We start from the raw sequence: 16,505 nt of genomic DNA on the forward strand, positions 1-16,505 counted from the left end.
ACATGGCAAAACGCAAACAGGCAGGCGGTGGCGCCCCGGATTGGCTGGTGACATTTGCCGACCTGATGTCGCTGCTCGTCTGCTTCTTCGTCCTGATCATCTCCTTCTCCATCCAGGACAAGCAGAAGCTTCAGGTGGTCGCAGGCTCGATGCGCGAGGCTTTCGGCGTCAAGGAGACCGCGCGCCGGACCGGCATCATCGAGGTCGAGGGCATCCCGATCCGCGACTACATGAAGGACATCACCCAGGTTCCCGAGGAGCTGGATTCGGACTTTGCCGCCGAGCGCCACGAGAAACGGCGCAAGCAGGGGCCTGAAGCCAACACCCACGATGTGCGCGAATCGCACATCGAGCACCCCCGGCAGTTTGCCACCGCAGCCGCGTCGCTGCGCCAGGCCTGGCAGGAAATGCCTGACATCACGGAGATTTCCTCAAACATCATCCTTGAGGAAACGGACGAGGGTCTCAACGTCACGCTGGTCGACCAGGACGGCCGCTCGATGTTCCCGGAAGGTTCGAAGTATCCTTACGAGATCACCCGCAGGTTGCTCGCCACCATGGCGCCGGTCATTTCCCGCATGCCGAACCGCATCCAGGTCACGGGCCACACCACATCGGGCGGCATGACGATCAATCCCGGCTACACCAACTGGGAGCTCTCCGCCGACCGGGCCAACGCGGCGCGCCAGATCCTGTCCGAATACGGCATCCCGCAGGACCGCTTCTACGGCGTGGTCGGCAAGGCCGATACCGAGCCGCTGTTCCCCAACGATCCCTATCTGGCGGCGAACCGCCGGATCGGCATCCTTCTGATGCGCGAGGCGCCGCCGATCCCGCTCGGACACAATCCCTGAAGCAGGCAGGCGCTCCCGGCCCGGTTCGAAAGCTGCCGGGAGCATCGGTCAGGACTGGGCAGGCCGGGCGGCCGGGGCGGTCATCCGCGCGCAGCAGATGTCAGGTCCGCGGCTCCACCGGCGCGACAACCAGCGTTGCACCGTCGACACCCGTGATTGCGATCCGCGTTCCCGCCGGACAATCCGGTCCGCTCACCCGCCACACCGTATCGTCGACACTGACCGTTCCCTGACCATCTCCGATCGGGGCGGAAAGAGTGAACTCGCGTCCGATCAGCCGGTTGGCCCGGCGATTGAGGTTGGGATCGCCGCCCTCGTTGCCCTTCCGGCTCATCACCATGCGGCCGGCGACCATGCTGGCCACCGACAGCACGCCGAAGAGAACCAGCGCCAGTTGCCAGGGAATGTCGACCACGATCGCGATCGTCCCGACGATGATCGCGGCAAGCCCGAACCAGAGGAAGAAGGTGCCCGGGGCGAGCACCTCGAGGCCGAGCAGCACCAGCCCGACGATCCACCAGATCCAGGGGCCCAGCTCGAGCACCAGGCGTTCAACGATGCTCATGCACGGTCCTCGCCGCCACGCTCGCCGTTGCCGGTATTGGGAACGGCGGCCGCCGCACGGGCACGGGCCCGGTTGTCGGGGCCAAACGCTTCCTTGGCGATCTCGGCAATGCCGGTGAGCGATCCGAGCACGGCGGTGGTTTCCGTTGGCAGGATCAGGAGTTTCTGGTTGGGCGAGCGGGCGAACTGGCCAAGCGCCTCGACATATTTGTTGGCAACGAAATAGTTGATCGCCTGCATGTCGCCGGCGGCGATCGCCTCGCTGACCATCAGGGTCGCCTTGGCTTCCGCCTCCGCGGCACGCTCACGCGCCTCTGCATCGCGGAAAGCAGCCTCGCGCCGGCCCTCGGCTTCCAGGATCAGCGACTGCTTCTCGCCTTCCGCCTGCAGGATCTCCGACTGGCGCTTGCCTTCCGCCTCCAGGATCGACGCGCGCTTCTCGCGCTCGGCCTTCATCTGCCGGCCCATTGCCTCGACCAGGTCGCGCGGCGGATTGATGTCCTTTATCTCGATCCGGGTCATCTTGATGCCCCAGGGCGAGGCGGCCGCATCCACGACCCGCAGCAGCCGGGCGTTGATCTCGTCGCGGTTGGACAGCAACTCGTCCAGATCCATCGATCCCATGACCGAACGGATGTTGGTCATGGTCAGGTTGAGGATGGCGTTTTCCAGCCCCGAAACCTCGTAGGCGGCCCGCGCCGCGTCGAGCACCTGGTAGAAGGTGACGCCGTCGGCGCTCACCGTCGCATTGTCCCGGGTGATCACTTCCTGTGTCGGAACGTCGAGGACCTGCTCCATCATGTTGATCTGGTGGCCGACGCGATCGACGAAGGGGATGATGATGTTGAGGCCCGGCGTCAGCGTCTTGCGGTACCGGCCGAAGCGCTCGACGGTGTAGTTGAAGCCCTGCGGCACCGTCTTGATGCCGGCAATGACGACAAGAACGAGCAGAACAAGCAGGACAAGTACAAGAATATCAAACCCGAACAGATCCAGGCCTTCGATCATCGACGTCATCCTTTTCCTGCGCTGCGCCGGCGCCACGCCGCGCGCGATTGAGGCCTTCGGGCCCCAAAAGGCGCCCGCCCGGCCGGATCCCGCTGCAACATGTACGCGCTCGCGCCGGATGCGCAAGCACAAGACGCATCAAAGGGAAGGGACGCCGATGAAGGAGAGCCGTCAGATCCAGCCGGAGAGCTCGCGGCGCACGATCGTGTCGATCACCTCCATGCCCGGCGCGCTGTCGTTCAGGCAAGGGATGTGGGCGAAATGCTCGCCGCCGTTCTCGTGGAAGATCTCGCCCGCCTCGCCGGCGATTTCCTCAAGCGTTTCGAGGCAATCGGCCACGAAGCCGGGATTGATCACGGCGATGCGCTTCATGCCCGAACCGGCCAGCGCCTCGACGGTCTTGTCCGTATAGGGTTGCAGCCATTCCTCGGGTCCGAAGCGTGACTGGAAGGTGATCCTCAGCCGGTCTTCCGGCCAGCCGAGCCGCTCGCGCAAAAGCCGCGTCGTCTTGTGGCAGTGGCAGTGATACGGGTCGCCCTTCCTGAAATAGGATTGCGGAATGCCGTGGAAGGAGGCGAGCACCGTCTCCGGCTCGAAGTCGAGCCCGGCAAGCGTCGTCTCGATCGAGGTCGCCAGCGCGTCGATATAGACCGGATCGTCGTGATAGGGAGGGACGGTGCGCAGCGCCGGTTGCCAGCGCATCTTGAGAAGCTCCTTGAACACCACGTCGTTCACGGTGGCGGTCGTCGAGGCCGAATACTGCGGATAAAGCGGGAAGACGAGCAGGCGGTCGCAGCCTTGCGCGCGCAGGTGCTCGAGGCGGGACGCGATCGAGGGGTTGCCGTAGCGCATCGCCCAGTCGACAACGACACTCTCTCCGGCGCCGGCAAGCATCCCCGAGAGCTTGTCCGACTGCGAGCGGGTGATGGTCCGCAACGGGGATTCGTCGCGCTCCTTGTTCCAGATCTCCTCATAGGCCTTGCCCGACTTCTGCGGGCGCGTGTTCAGGACGATGCCGAAAAGGATCGGATACCAGAGCGCCTTCGGCCATTCGATGACGCGCTTGTCCGTCAGGAACTCCTTGAGATAGCGGCGCATGGACCTGTAGTCGGTGCCGTCCGGCGTCCCCAGGTTGACCAGCAGCACGCCGACCTTGCCGGACTTGACCGGAGGGTGGTCCGCCGGCAGTCGCAGCTTGCGCATGTCCCGCGCCCGTGTGGCGTCGGCGCCGGCCGTGGTGTCGATATCGGCCGTGTTCTCGTTGACGGTCATGCTGTCCATTGGCTCCCGGTCGAAAGGTCGTTCTGCTGAGGCGGCACATAAGGCACGTCGTCGGCATGGTCCATAGCTTAACCTTGATACGCGCAGACAGTCGGACAGGATTTGCGCAATCCGCGACAGCCTGACGCACCGCTTGTCTTTCAGGCAATGCCGGCCGGCAGAGGTGCGGCGTTAACCGGGCCTTCAGCGGTATCGGCGACATTGATGAAATTACGAGGGTTTCCCGTGCGGACGCGGCTCTTCCGGACCCGGTCGCCGGGAATGACAGGGAAGACGGTTACCGTGAGATCGCAGAAGGTCCTGCTCATTGACGACAGCGCATTCACCCGCCGCCTTATCCGGGGAATGCTCAAGGACCTGGGCTTTGCCAGCATCAGCGAAGCGCCGAACGGCGCTGTTGCCGAAAAGCTCCTGCGCACCCACCGTTTCGACGTCATCCTCGTCGACTGGCGCATGCCGACACAGGACGGCGCGACCTTCCTGACCAACCTGCGTGCCAGTTCGAACGCACAAACGGCGATGACCCCCGTCATCGTCATCAGCGCCCATGTCGACCTGTCGCTGCTGGAAAAGGCCGCAGAACTCGGCGCCCGCTCGGTCGTCGTCAAGCCGTTCTCGGTTAGCGTCCTCAAGTCGCATGTCGATGCGGTGACCGGCGTCGCGGAACAGCCGCGCGGCGTCCCGCCGGAACCGCTCCCGCCGGTCGTCGAGGAAGATCCCTTCGAAGTCGTCTATCTCTGAGTAGGGTCGGCGTGCGGGCAGCGCGGGGGCGAAACCTCGGCGGGGCTCACTCGACGCGGTAGCGCTCGGCGACCCTGAACCAGAATTCGATGATCGTATGCAGCACCTGGCTCATTCCCGCCAGGCTGTCCGCCTTCGTCACCACGGCATTGGCGCCCGCCGCATAGGCGCGGCGAATCGTGACGGGATCGTCGGCCGTGGTGAACACGCAGACCGGCACCGCGCTCAATGTCGGGTGCGCCCGCAACTTGCCGAGGAACTCGGTCCCGTTCATCACCGGCAGATTGAGATCGAGAAGAATGAGATCGGGCGCCGGAAGACCTCTGGCAGAGGCCTCGTTCAGGATCGACAGTGCCTGGGCGCCATCGGCCGCCACCGTCAGGCGAACCGGTATCGCCGAGGCACGCAGCGACTGGGTGATGATCCGTACGTCATCGGGATCGTCCTCCACGAGGAGGACGGCCGCGCCGTCCTGGTCAGTAGCCCTGTCATCCTGCATCGCATCACCCGCCGGTCCGGAGCTGGCGGCGAGGGCCGCACAACCATATGTCGCGTTCCTGCATAGGATAGAGACGAATGACAGTGCAAGGGCAGAAAACCGACAAGGCCGCTTCCGTGGCCGGTCCGGCCGGCCCCTCCAACCTTCTCAGGCGTCGTATTTGCGCTCGTCGGAAATGACCTTGCCATCATTGGGAAGCGCACCCGGGGCGACCCGTTCGACCGACCCGGAAAGCTTGATGATTTCGCGAAGCGAGGCGGCAATGGCGCTGTCCAGGCCATCGGCCAAACCGTCGACCTCATAGGCGAAACGCATCACGTCCTGTTCGGCCTTGCGCTCGACGATGAGGCGCGCCCTGGCGATCTCCGGATGGCGCTCAAGCACCTGCGTCACCTGTTTCGGGTCGACAAACATGCCCTTGACCTTGGTTCGCTGGTCGGCGCGCCCCATCCAGCCTTTCAGGCGCATGTTGGTCCGCCCGCAAGCCGAACGGCCCGCCAGAACCGCCGAAAGGTCTCCGGTTCCGAAGCGGATCAGGGGATAGGCCCGGTTGAAGCTGGTCACGACGAGTTCGCCGACCTCGCCATCCGGCACCGGTGTGTCCGATCCCGGGCGCACGATCTCCACGATCATGTTCTCGTTCACCACCATCCCCTCGTCGACGACCGATTCATAGGCGATCACGCCAAGGTCGGCCGTCGCATAGGCCTGGAACACATCGACGCCGCGCGCCTTGTATTCCGCCCGAAGGCTCGGAAACAGCGCGCCGCCCGATACGATCGCCTTGCGGATGGAGGATGCGTCGCGGCCAAGTTCCTCCGCCTTGTCGAGGATCACCTTGAGATAATCGGGGGTTCCGGCATAGCCGGTCGGCTTGAGCGTCGCGATCGCGTCAACCTGCGTCTCGGTGTTGCCGACCCCGGCGGGAAACACGGCACAGCCGAGCGCCCGAGCTCCGTGATCGAGAATGAAGCCGCCCGGCGTAAGGTGATAGGAAAGCGCGTTGTGAACGATGTCGCCGGGGCGGAACCCGGCCGCGAAAAAGGCGCGCGCGGCATTCCAGGGGTCCGCCCCCTCGCCCTGCGGCTCCCAGATCGGCCCGGGAGACATGAAGATGCGCCCCATCGCGGAAACAGGAGCGGCCGCGAAGCCGCCGAATGGCGGGGTTGCGGCCTGCGCGGCCATCAGGTCCGGCTTGCGCAGCACCGGCAGGCGGGCCAGCGCCGAACGGTCGGCGACCGCAGACGGATCCACACCCGAAAGATGCCTTGCCCAGCCGGGCGCATTGGCTGTCGCATGCCCGATCAGGTCAGGCAGCCTTGCAAAGAGATCAGCGTCGCGCTCGTCCGGATCCCGGATCTCCAGGGTGTCAAAATGCTCTGCGCTCATGACACAGTCCTCGTGCTTTGCATCGCTTGCGGGAAAGCGGGGGTGTTGCTCGCCGACGCGGCGAACCCTTCCCGTCTGGCGTTCAGTCTGTTCCTGGGCGGCGCGAAAGCGGAGGCGTCAGGCCAGCCAGCGTTTGCGCCGCTTGTAGTGCTTCACGTTCCGGAACGACTTGCGGCCCTCGCCACCGACACCAAGGTAGAATTCCTTGACGTCCTCGTTCTCGCGCAGCGCCTTGGCATCCCCGTCGAGCACGATACGGCCCGATTCCAGGATGTAGCCATAGGTCGCATAACGCAGCGCGACATTGGTGTTCTGTTCGGCCAGAAGGAAGGAGACGCCCTCCTTCTGGTTGAGTTCCTTGACGATCTCGAAAATCTCTTCAACCAGCTGCGGTGCAAGCCCCATGGACGGCTCGTCAAGCAGGATCATGTTCGGCTTGCTCATCAGGGCGCGGCCGATGGCGCACATCTGCTGCTCGCCGCCGGACGTGTAGCCGGCCTGGCTCGACCGGCGCTCGCGAAGCCGGGGAAAATAGGCATAGACCTTCTCAAGGTCCTGCTTGATCGCGGCTGCCCCGTCCCGTCGCGTGAAGGCTCCGGTCAGGAGGTTTTCCTCGATGCTCAGATGGCCGAAGCAATGCCGGCCCTCCATGACCTGGATGCAGCCGCGCTTGACCAGGTCGTTGGGCGACAGCGACTGGACCTCTTCGCCCTTGAAGACGATGCTGCCCTTCGTCACGTCACCGCGCTCGGCCCCGAGCAGGTTCGACACCGCCTTGAGCGTCGTCGTCTTGCCCGCGCCGTTGGCTCCGAGGAGGGCAACGATGCCCCCCTCGGGAACGGTGAGCGAAACGCCCTTCAACACCAGGATGACGTGGTTGTAGATCACCTCGATGTTGTTCACCGAAAGGATCGTCGAAGCGGACGTCTCGCTCATGCCTGTCTCCACTCCTTGGGAGGACAACCGATCAGGATCAGTTGCAATCCCGGGGGGTGATGTTGTTCTCCGCCGCATATGCCGCGGAATCCGCCTCGATCAGCGGGGTGATGACGTCGCGGTCGGGCTCGATGCCGGACGCGATCACCTTCCAGTCGCCGCCGGCCGCATCCCACTGCTGGATGAGAACCGTGCCGGGATCGGAGTGAACGGCGCACGACATCTTCACCGGGTAGGTGAAGTTCGGCAGGCCGAGTTCGGCGAGCCGCTCCTCGGTGACGTCGAGAGCCTCGAGGCCTTCACGCACGTCCTTGCCGACGATCTCGTTCGAGCCCTTGATCTCCATCGCCTTGCGCAGCGCCTCGACGGTCCACACGGCGGCGATCAGGCCACGATTGTAGAGAACCTCGCCGACACGCTCGCGGTCACCGGCGCCCTTGCCGGCGTCATAGACCTTCTCGAGGATTTCCTGGTGCAGCGGGAACTCCGCGCCCGGCGCATGGAAGGTGGCCGACAGGTAGCCGTTGGCACCCTCGCCCGCCGGCAGCACGTCCTGCTCGGACCCGGCCCACCAGTTGCCGATGAAACGGTCCATCGGGTAGCGCACCGAGGAAGCTTCCTTGACCGCGACCTGGTTCATCACGCCCCAGCCCCACATGAAGACCCAGTCCGGGTTCATGCGACGGATCTGCAGCCATGTCGCCTTCTGTTCCTGTCCGGGATGATCGACCGGCAGCAGTTCCAGCTTGAAGCCGTGCTTGGCGGACAGTTCCTCGAGGGTGCGGATCGGCTCCTTGCCATAGGCGGAGTTGTGATAGACGAGCGCGATCGTCTTGCCCTTGAGATCCGCGGCGCTGCCCTCGATCGCGGCTGCGTAGTTGACCATGCCGGAGGCCGCGTCCCAGTAGGTGCCGGGGAAGTTGAAGATCCACGGGAAGATCTTGCCGTTGGCGGCCGAGGTGCGGCCATAGCCCATCGTGAAGATCGGGATCTCGTCGACCGCCGCCTTCGGGATGATCTGGTAGGTAATGCCCGTCGACAGCGGCTGGTAGACCAGCGCCTTGCTCTCGCCCTGTCCCTTGGTGTTCTCGTAGCACTCCACGCCCTGCTGGGTGTTGTAGGCCGTCTCGCACTCGATGAAATTGATGCTGGCGCCGTTGATGCCGCCGTCGCGCTCCTGCAGAAGCTTGAAGTAGTCGGCATACCCGTTGGCGAAGGGAATGCCGCCCGGCGCGTAGGGGCCGGTCCGGTAGACGAGCGACGGAATGGTCAGCTCGTAGGCCTGGGCCGTCGTGACCGCGATCGGCGAGGCGATCGCGAGCGCGGCAAGGCCGGCCGTGAGATGCTTCAGTTTCATGTCGTTTCCTCCCTTGGAACAGGACATTGGGCAGTCAGCTGGGCGGACGTTGGTTGTCTTGTCTCGCGCCGCCTCAGTACGGGAAGGGCCACAATCTCAACTTCTCCTTGGCGATCTGCCAGAGCCGGGCAAGGCCGTGCGGCTCGACGATCAGGAAGAGGATGATGAGAAGGCCCATCAAGAGAATTTCCATGTGCTTTGCCATGACCGGCATCAGCCCCATGCCATCGACCATGAAGTTCTTCAGGAAGATCGGCAGCAGCACCAGGAAGGCCGCCCCCATGAAGGACCCGACGATCGATCCGAGCCCGCCGACGATCACCATGAACAGCACCAGGAAGGAGACGTTGATGCCGAACACCTCTCCGACCTCGACGGCGCCGAGATAGATGGTGAAGAGCAGCGATCCCGCCATGCCGATATAGAAGGACGACACGGCAAAGGCGGAGAGCTTGGTCCTCAGCGGTCGCACGCCGATCAGTTCGGCGGCGATGTCCATGTCGCGGATCGCCATCCAGTTGCGGCCGAGCCGGCCACGCACGAGGTTTTTGGCAACCAGCGCGGAAACGGTCAGGAATGTCAGGCAGAAGAGATACTTGACCCAAGTCTGCGCCGACGCGCCGGTCAGCACCACACCGAAGATCTCGCGCTCGGGCGCCGAGATCTGGCCGGTGGCCGAGTAATTGTAGAACCAGCCGACCTTGTTGAAGAGCCACACAAGGAAGAACTGCGCGGCCAGTGTCGCCACCGCCAGGTAGAAGCCCTTGATGCGCAAGCTGGGCAGGCCGAAGGCGACGCCGACGGCGGCCGTGATGCCGCCCGACAGGAGCACCACGACGATCATGCTCATCTCCGGGAAGGAGGTCATCAGCTTGTAGGACGCATAGGCGCCCACCGCCATGAAGCCGCCGGTGCCCAGCGAAATCTGCCCGCAATAGCCGACCAGGATGTTGAGGCCGAGCGCGGCCATGCCGTAGATCAGCAGCGGCAGCAACACCGCATTGGTCCAGTAGTCGTTGACGAAGAACGGCACCACGAGGAAGGCAACCGCGAGGAACGCCCACACCACGTAACGGTCCTGGGCGATCGGGAAGATCCCCTGGTCCGCCTGGTAGGTGGTCTTGAACTGACCGGCTTCACGATAGAGCATGTGTCCTGAACCCTTCTTGATCGGAGCCTTGCGTCAGACGCGTTCGATGATGCGCTCGCCGAACAGACCCTGCGGACGCACCAGCAGGAAGGCGAGGGCGAGCATGTAGGCGAACCAGTTCTCGATCGCGCCGCCGACCATCGGGCCGACATAGATCTCGGCAAGCTTCTCGCCGACGCCGATGATCAGTCCGCCGACAATGGCACCGGGGATCGAGGTGAACCCGCCCAGGATAAGAACCGGAAGCGCCTTCAGGGCGATCAGCGACAGCGAGAACTGCACGCCCGACTTGGCGCCCCAGAGCGTGCCGGCGACCAGCGCCACGAAACCGGCGACCGACCACACAATGACCCAGATGGTCTGCAGCGAGATGCCGACGGAGAGCGCCGCCTGGTGATCGTCGGCAACGGCGCGCAGCGCCCGGCCGATGCGCGTCTTCTGGAAGAAGATCGCCAGGAAGCCGACCAGCACCGCGGCAATCAGCGCCGCGAACACTTCGAGCTTCTCGATATAGATATTGAACTGGTCGAGCATGAAGTCCGAGGCACCCGACGGCAGCCCGATATCGAGCACCTTGACGTCCGATCCCCAGACAATGTCGCCGACGCCTTCCAGCACATAGGCCAGGCCGATCGTCGCCATGAACAGGATGATCGGCTCCTGGTTGACCAGATGACGGAGCACGAACCGCTCCACCGCCCAGGCGACGGCGATCATGACGCCGACGGTGAGCATGAAGGCGATCGGCCAGGGCAGTGAGGTCTTCTCGATGATGCCCGCGAAGGTGAGCGCCGCGAACAGGCACATCACGCCTTGCGCGAAATTGAAGATGCCCGACGCCTTGAAGATCAGCACGAAGCCGAGCGCGACAAGCGAGTACATGACGCCGGCCATCAGGCCCGACAGGATAGTCTCAACCAGAAACGACATCCCGGATCCCTCAGTTTTCGTGCGGAACGCCGAGATAGGCGTCGATCACATCCTGGTTAGACTGCACCTCCTCGGGAGGTCCGTCGGCGATCTTGCGGCCGTAATCGAGCACCACGACCCGGTCCGACAGGTCCATCACCACGCCCATGTCGTGTTCGATAAGGGCGATCGTCGTGCCGAACTGCTGGTTCACGTCGAGAATGAAGCGGCTCATGTCCTCCTTCTCCTCGAGATTCATGCCGGCCATCGGCTCGTCGAGAAGAAGCAGCTCCGGTTCCATCGCCAGCGCGCGGGCAAGCTCGACCCGCTTCTGCAACCCGTAGGGCAGGCGCCCGACCGGCGTCTTGCGGATCGCCTGGATCTCCAGGAAGTCGATGATCTCCTCGACCTTGCGGCGGTGCTCGTTTTCTTCCCGGAGCGCCGGCCCCCAGTGGAGGCACTGCCACAGGAAGTTCTTGTGCATCTTCAGGCCGCGGCCGGTCATGATGTTGTCCAGCGTCGTCATGCCCTTGAACAGGGCGACGTTCTGGAACGTGCGGGCGATGCCGTTGCTGGCCGCCTCGTAGGGCTTCATCTTGCGCCGCACCTTGCCGCGCCAGGTGATCGTGCCTTCCTGCGGGTGGTAGAAACCGTTGATGACGTTGAGCATCGACGTCTTGCCGGCGCCGTTCGGGCCGATGATGGCGCGCACCTCGCCCTTGACGATGTCGAAGGAGATGTTGGTGATCGCCTTCACGCCGCCGAAGGAAAGCGACACGTTGTCGACGCGCAGCAGCACCTCGCCCTTGGTCATTCCGGAGTGCCCTGCCATGCCGGCGGGATCGACAAAGGCGTTCATTCCGCCGCCTCCTTCATGCCGCCCGACTGGGCCGGGTAGAGTTCCATGTCATGGATCGCGACAGTCGCCTCGATCCCGCCCTTGCGTCCGTCCTCGAACGTGACCTCGGTGCGCACATGCTTGCTGGTCGAGCCGTCGTAAAGCGCCTCGATCAAGGGCTGGTAGCGCTCCGCGATGAAGGAGCGGCGCACTTTCTGCGTCCGCGTCAGCTCGCCGTCATCCGCGTCGAGCTCCTTGTGCAGGACGAGGAACCGCTTGATCTGGCCGCCGGCCATCATCGGCTCGGACGCCAGGTCCCGGTTCACCTGATCGACATGTCCCCGGATCATCTCGTAGACATGGGGATGGGCGGCAAGTTCCTGGTAGGAGGCATAGTTGACATTGTTGCGCTCGGCCCAGGAGCCCACCGCCGTCAGGTCGATATTGACGAACACCCCGCAGAAATCGCGCCCGTCGCCAAAGGCCACGACCTCTTTCACGTTGGGGAAGAATTTCAGCTTGTTCTCGATGTATTTCGGCGCGAAGAGCGAACCGTCCGAGAGCTTGCCGACATCCTTGGCCCGGTCGATGATCTTGAGGTGACCGTTGTCGGCGATGAAGCCGGCATCGCCGGTCAGCACCCAGCCGTCCTCGGTCTTGGTCGAGCGCGTCGCCTCGTCATTCTTGTAATAGCCGACGAAAACGCCTGGCGAACGGTAGTGGACCTCGCCGTTCTCGGCGATCCGGAGTTCCACGTCCGGGGCCGGCATGCCGACCGTGTCGCCGTAGATCTCGCCGTCGGGCTGCATCGTGATGTAGACGCTGGCTTCCGTCTGGCCGTAGAGCTGCTTCAGGTTGAGCCCGAGCGAGCGGTAGAAGCGGAAGATTTCCGGGCCGATCGCCTCGCCTGCGGTGTAGCCGACCTTGAGACGGGTGAAGCCCATCTGGTTCTTCAGCGGCCCGTAGACGAACAGGTCGCCGAGGCCATAAAGAAGCCGGTCGCCGAAGCCCACGCTCTCGCCGTTGAGGATCCGCTCGCCGACCCGGCGGGCAACCCCCATGAAAAAATCGAACATCTTCTTCTTGAGCCGGCCCGCATCCTCCATCCGCACCATGATATGCGTGAGCAGCCCCTCGAACACACGCGGCGGCGCGAAGAAATAGGTCGGTGCGATCTCGCGCCGGTCCGACAGGACGGTCTCGAGGTTCTCCGGGCAGTTGACGCAATAGCCGGCGCAATAGGCCTGGGCGAGCGAGAACACATGGTCGCCGATCCACGCCATCGGCAGGTAGGCGAGCGTTTCCTCGGTCTCGTTCAGGCTGTCGAACTTGTTGCCGTTGCGCGCCGAGATGACGAGATTGTCGAAGGACAGCATCACGCCCTTGGGACGCCCCGTCGTGCCCGACGTATAGAGCATGACGGCGATATCGGCGCCCTTGGTCGCGGCGACACCCTCGAGCCAGGCCGCCTCGCGGGCGGGATCGCTGTCGATTGCCTTGCGACCGGCTGCCTGCAGGCCCTCGAAGGAGTGAAGACGGCTGTGGTCATAGTCGCGCAGGCCTCGCGCGTCGTCATAGATGACCTGCTCCAGATGCGGCAGGCTCTCCGACATCGACAGGAGCTTGTCGACCTGCTCCTGATCCTCGACGCAGGCGAAGCGGACCTCGGCATGCTCGAGCACGAAGGCCATTTCCTCAGCCACGGAGTCCGAGTAGAGCGGCACCGGCACGCCGCCGAGCGACTGCACCGCGACCATCGACCAATACAGTCGCGGGCGGTTCGCGCCGACGATGGCGATCTTGTCGCCCTGCTTGAAGCCGACGTCCTGAAGGCCGATGGCGAAGGTCCGGATTTCCTCCAGCACCTGCGACCATGTCCATGCCTGCCAGATTCCGAGATCCTTCTCGCGCATCGCCGGCCGGTCCGCAAAGACACGGGCATTGCGCAGGAGGATTTTCGGAAAGGTGTCCTCGTCGAGGCGCTCGACGACGGGCGACCCTGCCATTGCGTTTCTTCCCCTTTGGACGCCCCGATTGTTCGGGATCGTTCGTTGTAACGCCACCAGACTATCACAGTCCTGGTCGATCAAGCCCTTCTCTCTTCTTGGAGACTTGCGGGCGATTGACGCTGAGTTGCGCTCGACGGCAACGCTAGGCCAGCAGCGTTTCGCCAGTATGTGCCAATTGCAACGAATTGTGTCAGGACGCGTGCCCGGCGTTTTTGCAATCGACAGGAAGGCGCGCGCGCATAAACTCCGGCCATGGCAAGCCGCGATCTCTACCGTGACCGTCTCGACCTTCTCCAGGCGGCGCTCGACCACATCAACCAGGGCTTTTCGGTCTTCGATGCCGACCTGCAGCTGGTGGCCTGGAACCGCCAGCTTTTCGAGATGCTGGAATTTCCCTGGCATCTCGCCCGGCGCGGCACCCATCTGTCCGCCTTCCTGGAGGTGAACGCGGCGCGCGGCGAATACGGACCCGGCGACGTCAGCGAAATCATCGCACGCCGGGTCGAGCGGGCCAGGCTGTTCGAGCCGCACTCCTTCGAGCGGGTGCGCCCCGACGGCCAGGTGGTTCTCGTCACCGGCGCGCCCCTGCCGGAAGGGGGGTTCGTCACCACCTATACCGACATCACCCGCGAGCGCGAGCAGCAGGCGTCGCTGGAACGCACCGTTGCCGAACGGACGCGTCAACTGCGCCAGAGCGAGGACTGGCTCCGCCTCGTCACCGACAACGTGCCGGCGCTTGTCGCCTATTTCGGTCCCGGCCCGATCTACCGCTTCGCCAACCGCCGCTATGCGAAATGGTTCGACCAGACGGTGGAATCGATCGTCGGGCGCAAGGTGGCCGAGATTGCCGGCCCGGAACTCTATGCCGAGCTGGTGCCGCACATCGAAAAGGCGTTCGAGGGCCACGCGGTCTCCTACGAATACTCCCGCACCCGGCCAGGCGGACGCATCGCGCATATGCGCTCGACCCTGATCCCCGACCGGACGCTGGACGGCCGGGTGCTTGGCTGCTTCGTCCTGTCCCTCGACGCGACCGAGCAGAAGCGCAGCGAGACGGCGCTGGCCCAGGCGCAGCGCATGGAGGCCGTCGGCCAGCTCACCGGTGGTCTTGCCCATGACTTCAACAACCTGCTGACGATCGTCATCGGCAATGTGCTGGCCCTGCGGCGCAAGGTCGACGGACCGGCGATGCCCGACCTTTCCGCCCATCTCGACCCGATCCTGCATGCCGCCCAGCGCGGCACCGAACTGACGCGCCGCCTGCTGGCCTTCGCCAGGGGCGATGCACCGGACCTGCGACCGGTGCGCCTCGCGACACTGGTGGGCAACGTCGAGGGACTGCTCGCCGGCAGCCTGCCGAAGTCGATCGCGTTCACATTGCATCTCGAGGCCATGACGGCTGTCGCCCGCGTCGACCCGGCCGAGCTTGAAAACGCGCTGGTCAATCTGGTCCTCAATGCCCGGGACGCGATGCCGGATGGCGGTCGCATCTCGCTGGCGCTGGAGGATGTCGACCTGAGCGACGCGGAAGCCGACCGCTTCGGTGTTCTCGGCGGCTCCTACGCGCGCCTGACCGTCAGCGACACGGGGCTCGGCATGAGCGAGGCGGTGCGCCGTCAGGCCTTCGACCCGTTCTTCTCGACAAAGCCCTTCGGCACGGGAAGCGGGCTCGGACTGCCGATGGTCTACGGCTTCGCCCGCCGCAGCGGCGGTGGTATCGCCATCGAGAGCCGGCTCGGACACGGCACGGACATTCGCCTTCTACTGCCCCTCACCCGCGAAGACGCCGCCCCCGATGCCGCGCCGGACATGGAGCCGGTTCCCGCCGGCGCCGGGGAACTGATCCTGCTTGTCGATGATGACGGAGACGTCGCCAATGTGGTGCGCGACCAGCTCTGTGCACTCGGCTACTCGGTGCTGGTCACGGGCGATGCCGGCGACGCGCTCGACCTGGTGCGAGACGTTGCCGACATCCGCGCGGTTCTGAGCGACATCGTCATGCCGGGCCAGATGAACGGCCTCGCCCTGCTGCACGAGGTGAGAAAGACCAGGCCGGGTCTTCCGGTCGCACTTATGACAGGTTACCGTCAGGGACCATCACCGGATGGCAGCACGCCCGACTGCCCGGTACTGCCCAAACCCTTCTCCGCCGGCTTGCTCGCCAGGACCATGAACGAGATTCTCGCCTGATGACCCGTTCCGACCCGACCCGCGACCGCGATCCGTCCGGCGACGCCGGCACGATGGTGTTCATTGTCGAGGACGAGCCCGATATCAGCTCCCTGCTTGCCGACACGCTGGCCGGCTACCGGTTCCGCACCCGCGTCTTCGCCACTGCGGATGCGGCACTGTTCGGAATCGAGACAGGGATGCCGGCCGCGATCATCCTCGATCTCGGCCTGCCCGACATGGACGGCATGGAAGTGATCGACCGGATTCGCGCGAAGGGGCCGGTGCCGATCCTCGTCCTCTCCGCCCGGGCCCATGCGTCCGACCGGATCATGGGGCTCGAATTCGGCGCCGACGACTATGTGGTGAAACCCTTCGATCCCCGTGAAATCGTCGCCCGCCTGCGCTCGCTGCTGCGCCGCGCCGGACCGGCGGTGACGCCCGCCCCGGCCGCCACCGATGCGGTGACACGCGAGGTCGCCCGGTTCGAGAACTGGCGGTTCGAGCCGGAAAGCCACCGGCTGGTCGCACCCGACGGGGAGGAGACGTTCCTGTCGACCGGCGAGGCGACGCTCCTGACGGCCCTGCTGCGCGCACCCAAGCGGGTGCTCAGCCGCGACTACCTGCTCGAGCATGGCGGGCGCGACGACACGCTCGACCGTGCCATCGACGTCCGCATCTCCCGCATCCGCAAGAAGCTGACCCGCCCCGACGCACCGACGCTCATTCGCACCGTCTACGGTTCAGGCTACATGCTGACCGCGCGGGTGGACTGGGGAACCGGCGGAGCGTAAGGCGGCG

General features: G+C 64.7%; 15 protein-coding genes. 4 read left to right on the forward strand and 11 right to left on the reverse strand.

Annotation, left to right across the window (positions count from 1 at the left end; translation table 11 throughout):
* Positions 1–2: 2 nt before the first annotated feature.
* Positions 3–854: a flagellar motor protein MotB gene (locus tag ACN0T5_RS03310; protein ID WP_417767190.1), complete on the forward strand. Its 852-nt coding sequence runs from the start codon at positions 3–5 to the stop codon at positions 852–854.
* A 100-nt stretch (positions 855–954) separates the two neighbouring features.
* Here ACN0T5_RS03310 and ACN0T5_RS03315 read toward each other — a convergent pair whose 3' ends face one another.
* From ACN0T5_RS03315 to hemH, 3 genes are all read right to left on the reverse strand, one after another.
* Positions 955–1,419 (reverse strand): NfeD family protein, encoded by a 465-nt coding sequence (locus ACN0T5_RS03315; RefSeq protein WP_417767191.1) that lies wholly within the window; start codon positions 1,417–1,419, stop codon positions 955–957.
* On the reverse strand, positions 1,416–2,426 hold the full coding sequence (locus ACN0T5_RS03320) for an SPFH domain-containing protein (RefSeq protein WP_417767192.1): 1,011 nt from the start codon (positions 2,424–2,426) through the stop codon (positions 1,416–1,418). Before ACN0T5_RS03320 ends, ACN0T5_RS03315 begins: the two co-directional genes overlap by 4 nt.
* 171 nt (positions 2,427–2,597) lie before the next feature.
* Entirely contained in the window at positions 2,598–3,629 is a 1,032-nt protein-coding gene (hemH, locus tag ACN0T5_RS03325; protein ID WP_417767272.1) for a ferrochelatase, read from the reverse strand.
* A 360-nt stretch (positions 3,630–3,989) separates the two neighbouring features.
* Between hemH and ACN0T5_RS03330 the strand changes: the two genes are divergently transcribed.
* Positions 3,990–4,448, forward strand: coding sequence for a response regulator (locus ACN0T5_RS03330; RefSeq protein WP_417767193.1), 459 nt, complete (start codon positions 3,990–3,992; stop codon positions 4,446–4,448).
* Positions 4,449–4,494: 46 nt separating this feature from the next.
* Here the strand turns inward: ACN0T5_RS03330 and ACN0T5_RS03335 are convergent, their stop codons facing one another.
* From ACN0T5_RS03335 to ACN0T5_RS03370, 8 genes are all read right to left on the reverse strand, one after another.
* Entirely contained in the window at positions 4,495–4,947 is a 453-nt protein-coding gene (locus ACN0T5_RS03335) for a response regulator (protein ID WP_417767194.1), read from the reverse strand.
* A gap of 147 nt (positions 4,948–5,094) precedes the next feature.
* On the reverse strand, positions 5,095–6,336 hold the full coding sequence (locus ACN0T5_RS03340) for a phenylacetate--CoA ligase family protein (RefSeq protein ID WP_417767195.1): 1,242 nt from the start codon (positions 6,334–6,336) through the stop codon (positions 5,095–5,097).
* Between the two features lie 117 nt (positions 6,337–6,453).
* A complete protein-coding gene (locus ACN0T5_RS03345; protein WP_417767196.1) occupies positions 6,454–7,272 on the reverse strand; it encodes an ABC transporter ATP-binding protein in 819 nt (272 codons plus the stop codon).
* 37 nt (positions 7,273–7,309) lie between these two features.
* Positions 7,310–8,629 (reverse strand): ABC transporter substrate-binding protein, encoded by a 1,320-nt coding sequence (locus ACN0T5_RS03350; protein WP_417767197.1) that lies wholly within the window; start codon positions 8,627–8,629, stop codon positions 7,310–7,312.
* A 73-nt stretch (positions 8,630–8,702) separates the two neighbouring features.
* Positions 8,703–9,779 carry a branched-chain amino acid ABC transporter permease gene (locus tag ACN0T5_RS03355; protein WP_417767198.1) on the reverse strand — a complete coding sequence of 359 codons (1,077 nt, stop codon included), beginning with the start codon at positions 9,777–9,779 and terminating at the stop codon, positions 8,703–8,705.
* Positions 9,780–9,812: 33 nt separating this feature from the next.
* The gene (locus tag ACN0T5_RS03360) at positions 9,813–10,709 is read right to left on the reverse strand and encodes a branched-chain amino acid ABC transporter permease (RefSeq protein ID WP_417767199.1); all 897 of its coding nucleotides are present in this window, start codon (positions 10,707–10,709) and stop codon (positions 9,813–9,815) included.
* Positions 10,710–10,719: 10 nt separating this feature from the next.
* Positions 10,720–11,547 (reverse strand): ABC transporter ATP-binding protein, encoded by an 828-nt coding sequence (locus ACN0T5_RS03365; protein ID WP_417767200.1) that lies wholly within the window; start codon positions 11,545–11,547, stop codon positions 10,720–10,722.
* A complete protein-coding gene (locus ACN0T5_RS03370; RefSeq protein ID WP_417767201.1) occupies positions 11,544–13,532 on the reverse strand; it encodes an AMP-binding protein in 1,989 nt (662 codons plus the stop codon). Before ACN0T5_RS03370 ends, ACN0T5_RS03365 begins: the two co-directional genes overlap by 4 nt.
* Before the next feature lie 255 nt (positions 13,533–13,787).
* Between ACN0T5_RS03370 and ACN0T5_RS03375 the strand changes: the two genes are divergently transcribed.
* Both ACN0T5_RS03375 and ACN0T5_RS03380 read left to right on the forward strand, forming a co-directional pair.
* Complete coding sequence (locus tag ACN0T5_RS03375; protein ID WP_417767202.1) at positions 13,788–15,725, forward strand: PAS-domain containing protein; 1,938 nt, start codon at positions 13,788–13,790, stop codon at positions 15,723–15,725.
* On the forward strand, positions 15,725–16,498 hold the full coding sequence (locus ACN0T5_RS03380; protein WP_417767203.1) for a response regulator transcription factor: 774 nt from the start codon (positions 15,725–15,727) through the stop codon (positions 16,496–16,498). The genes ACN0T5_RS03375 and ACN0T5_RS03380 overlap by 1 nt, the downstream gene beginning before the upstream one ends.
* Positions 16,499–16,505 lie beyond the last annotated feature (7 nt).

Origin of the sequence: Stappia sp. (assembly GCF_048261845.1) — a bacterium.
GTDB lineage: Bacteria > Pseudomonadota > Alphaproteobacteria > Rhizobiales > Stappiaceae > Stappia.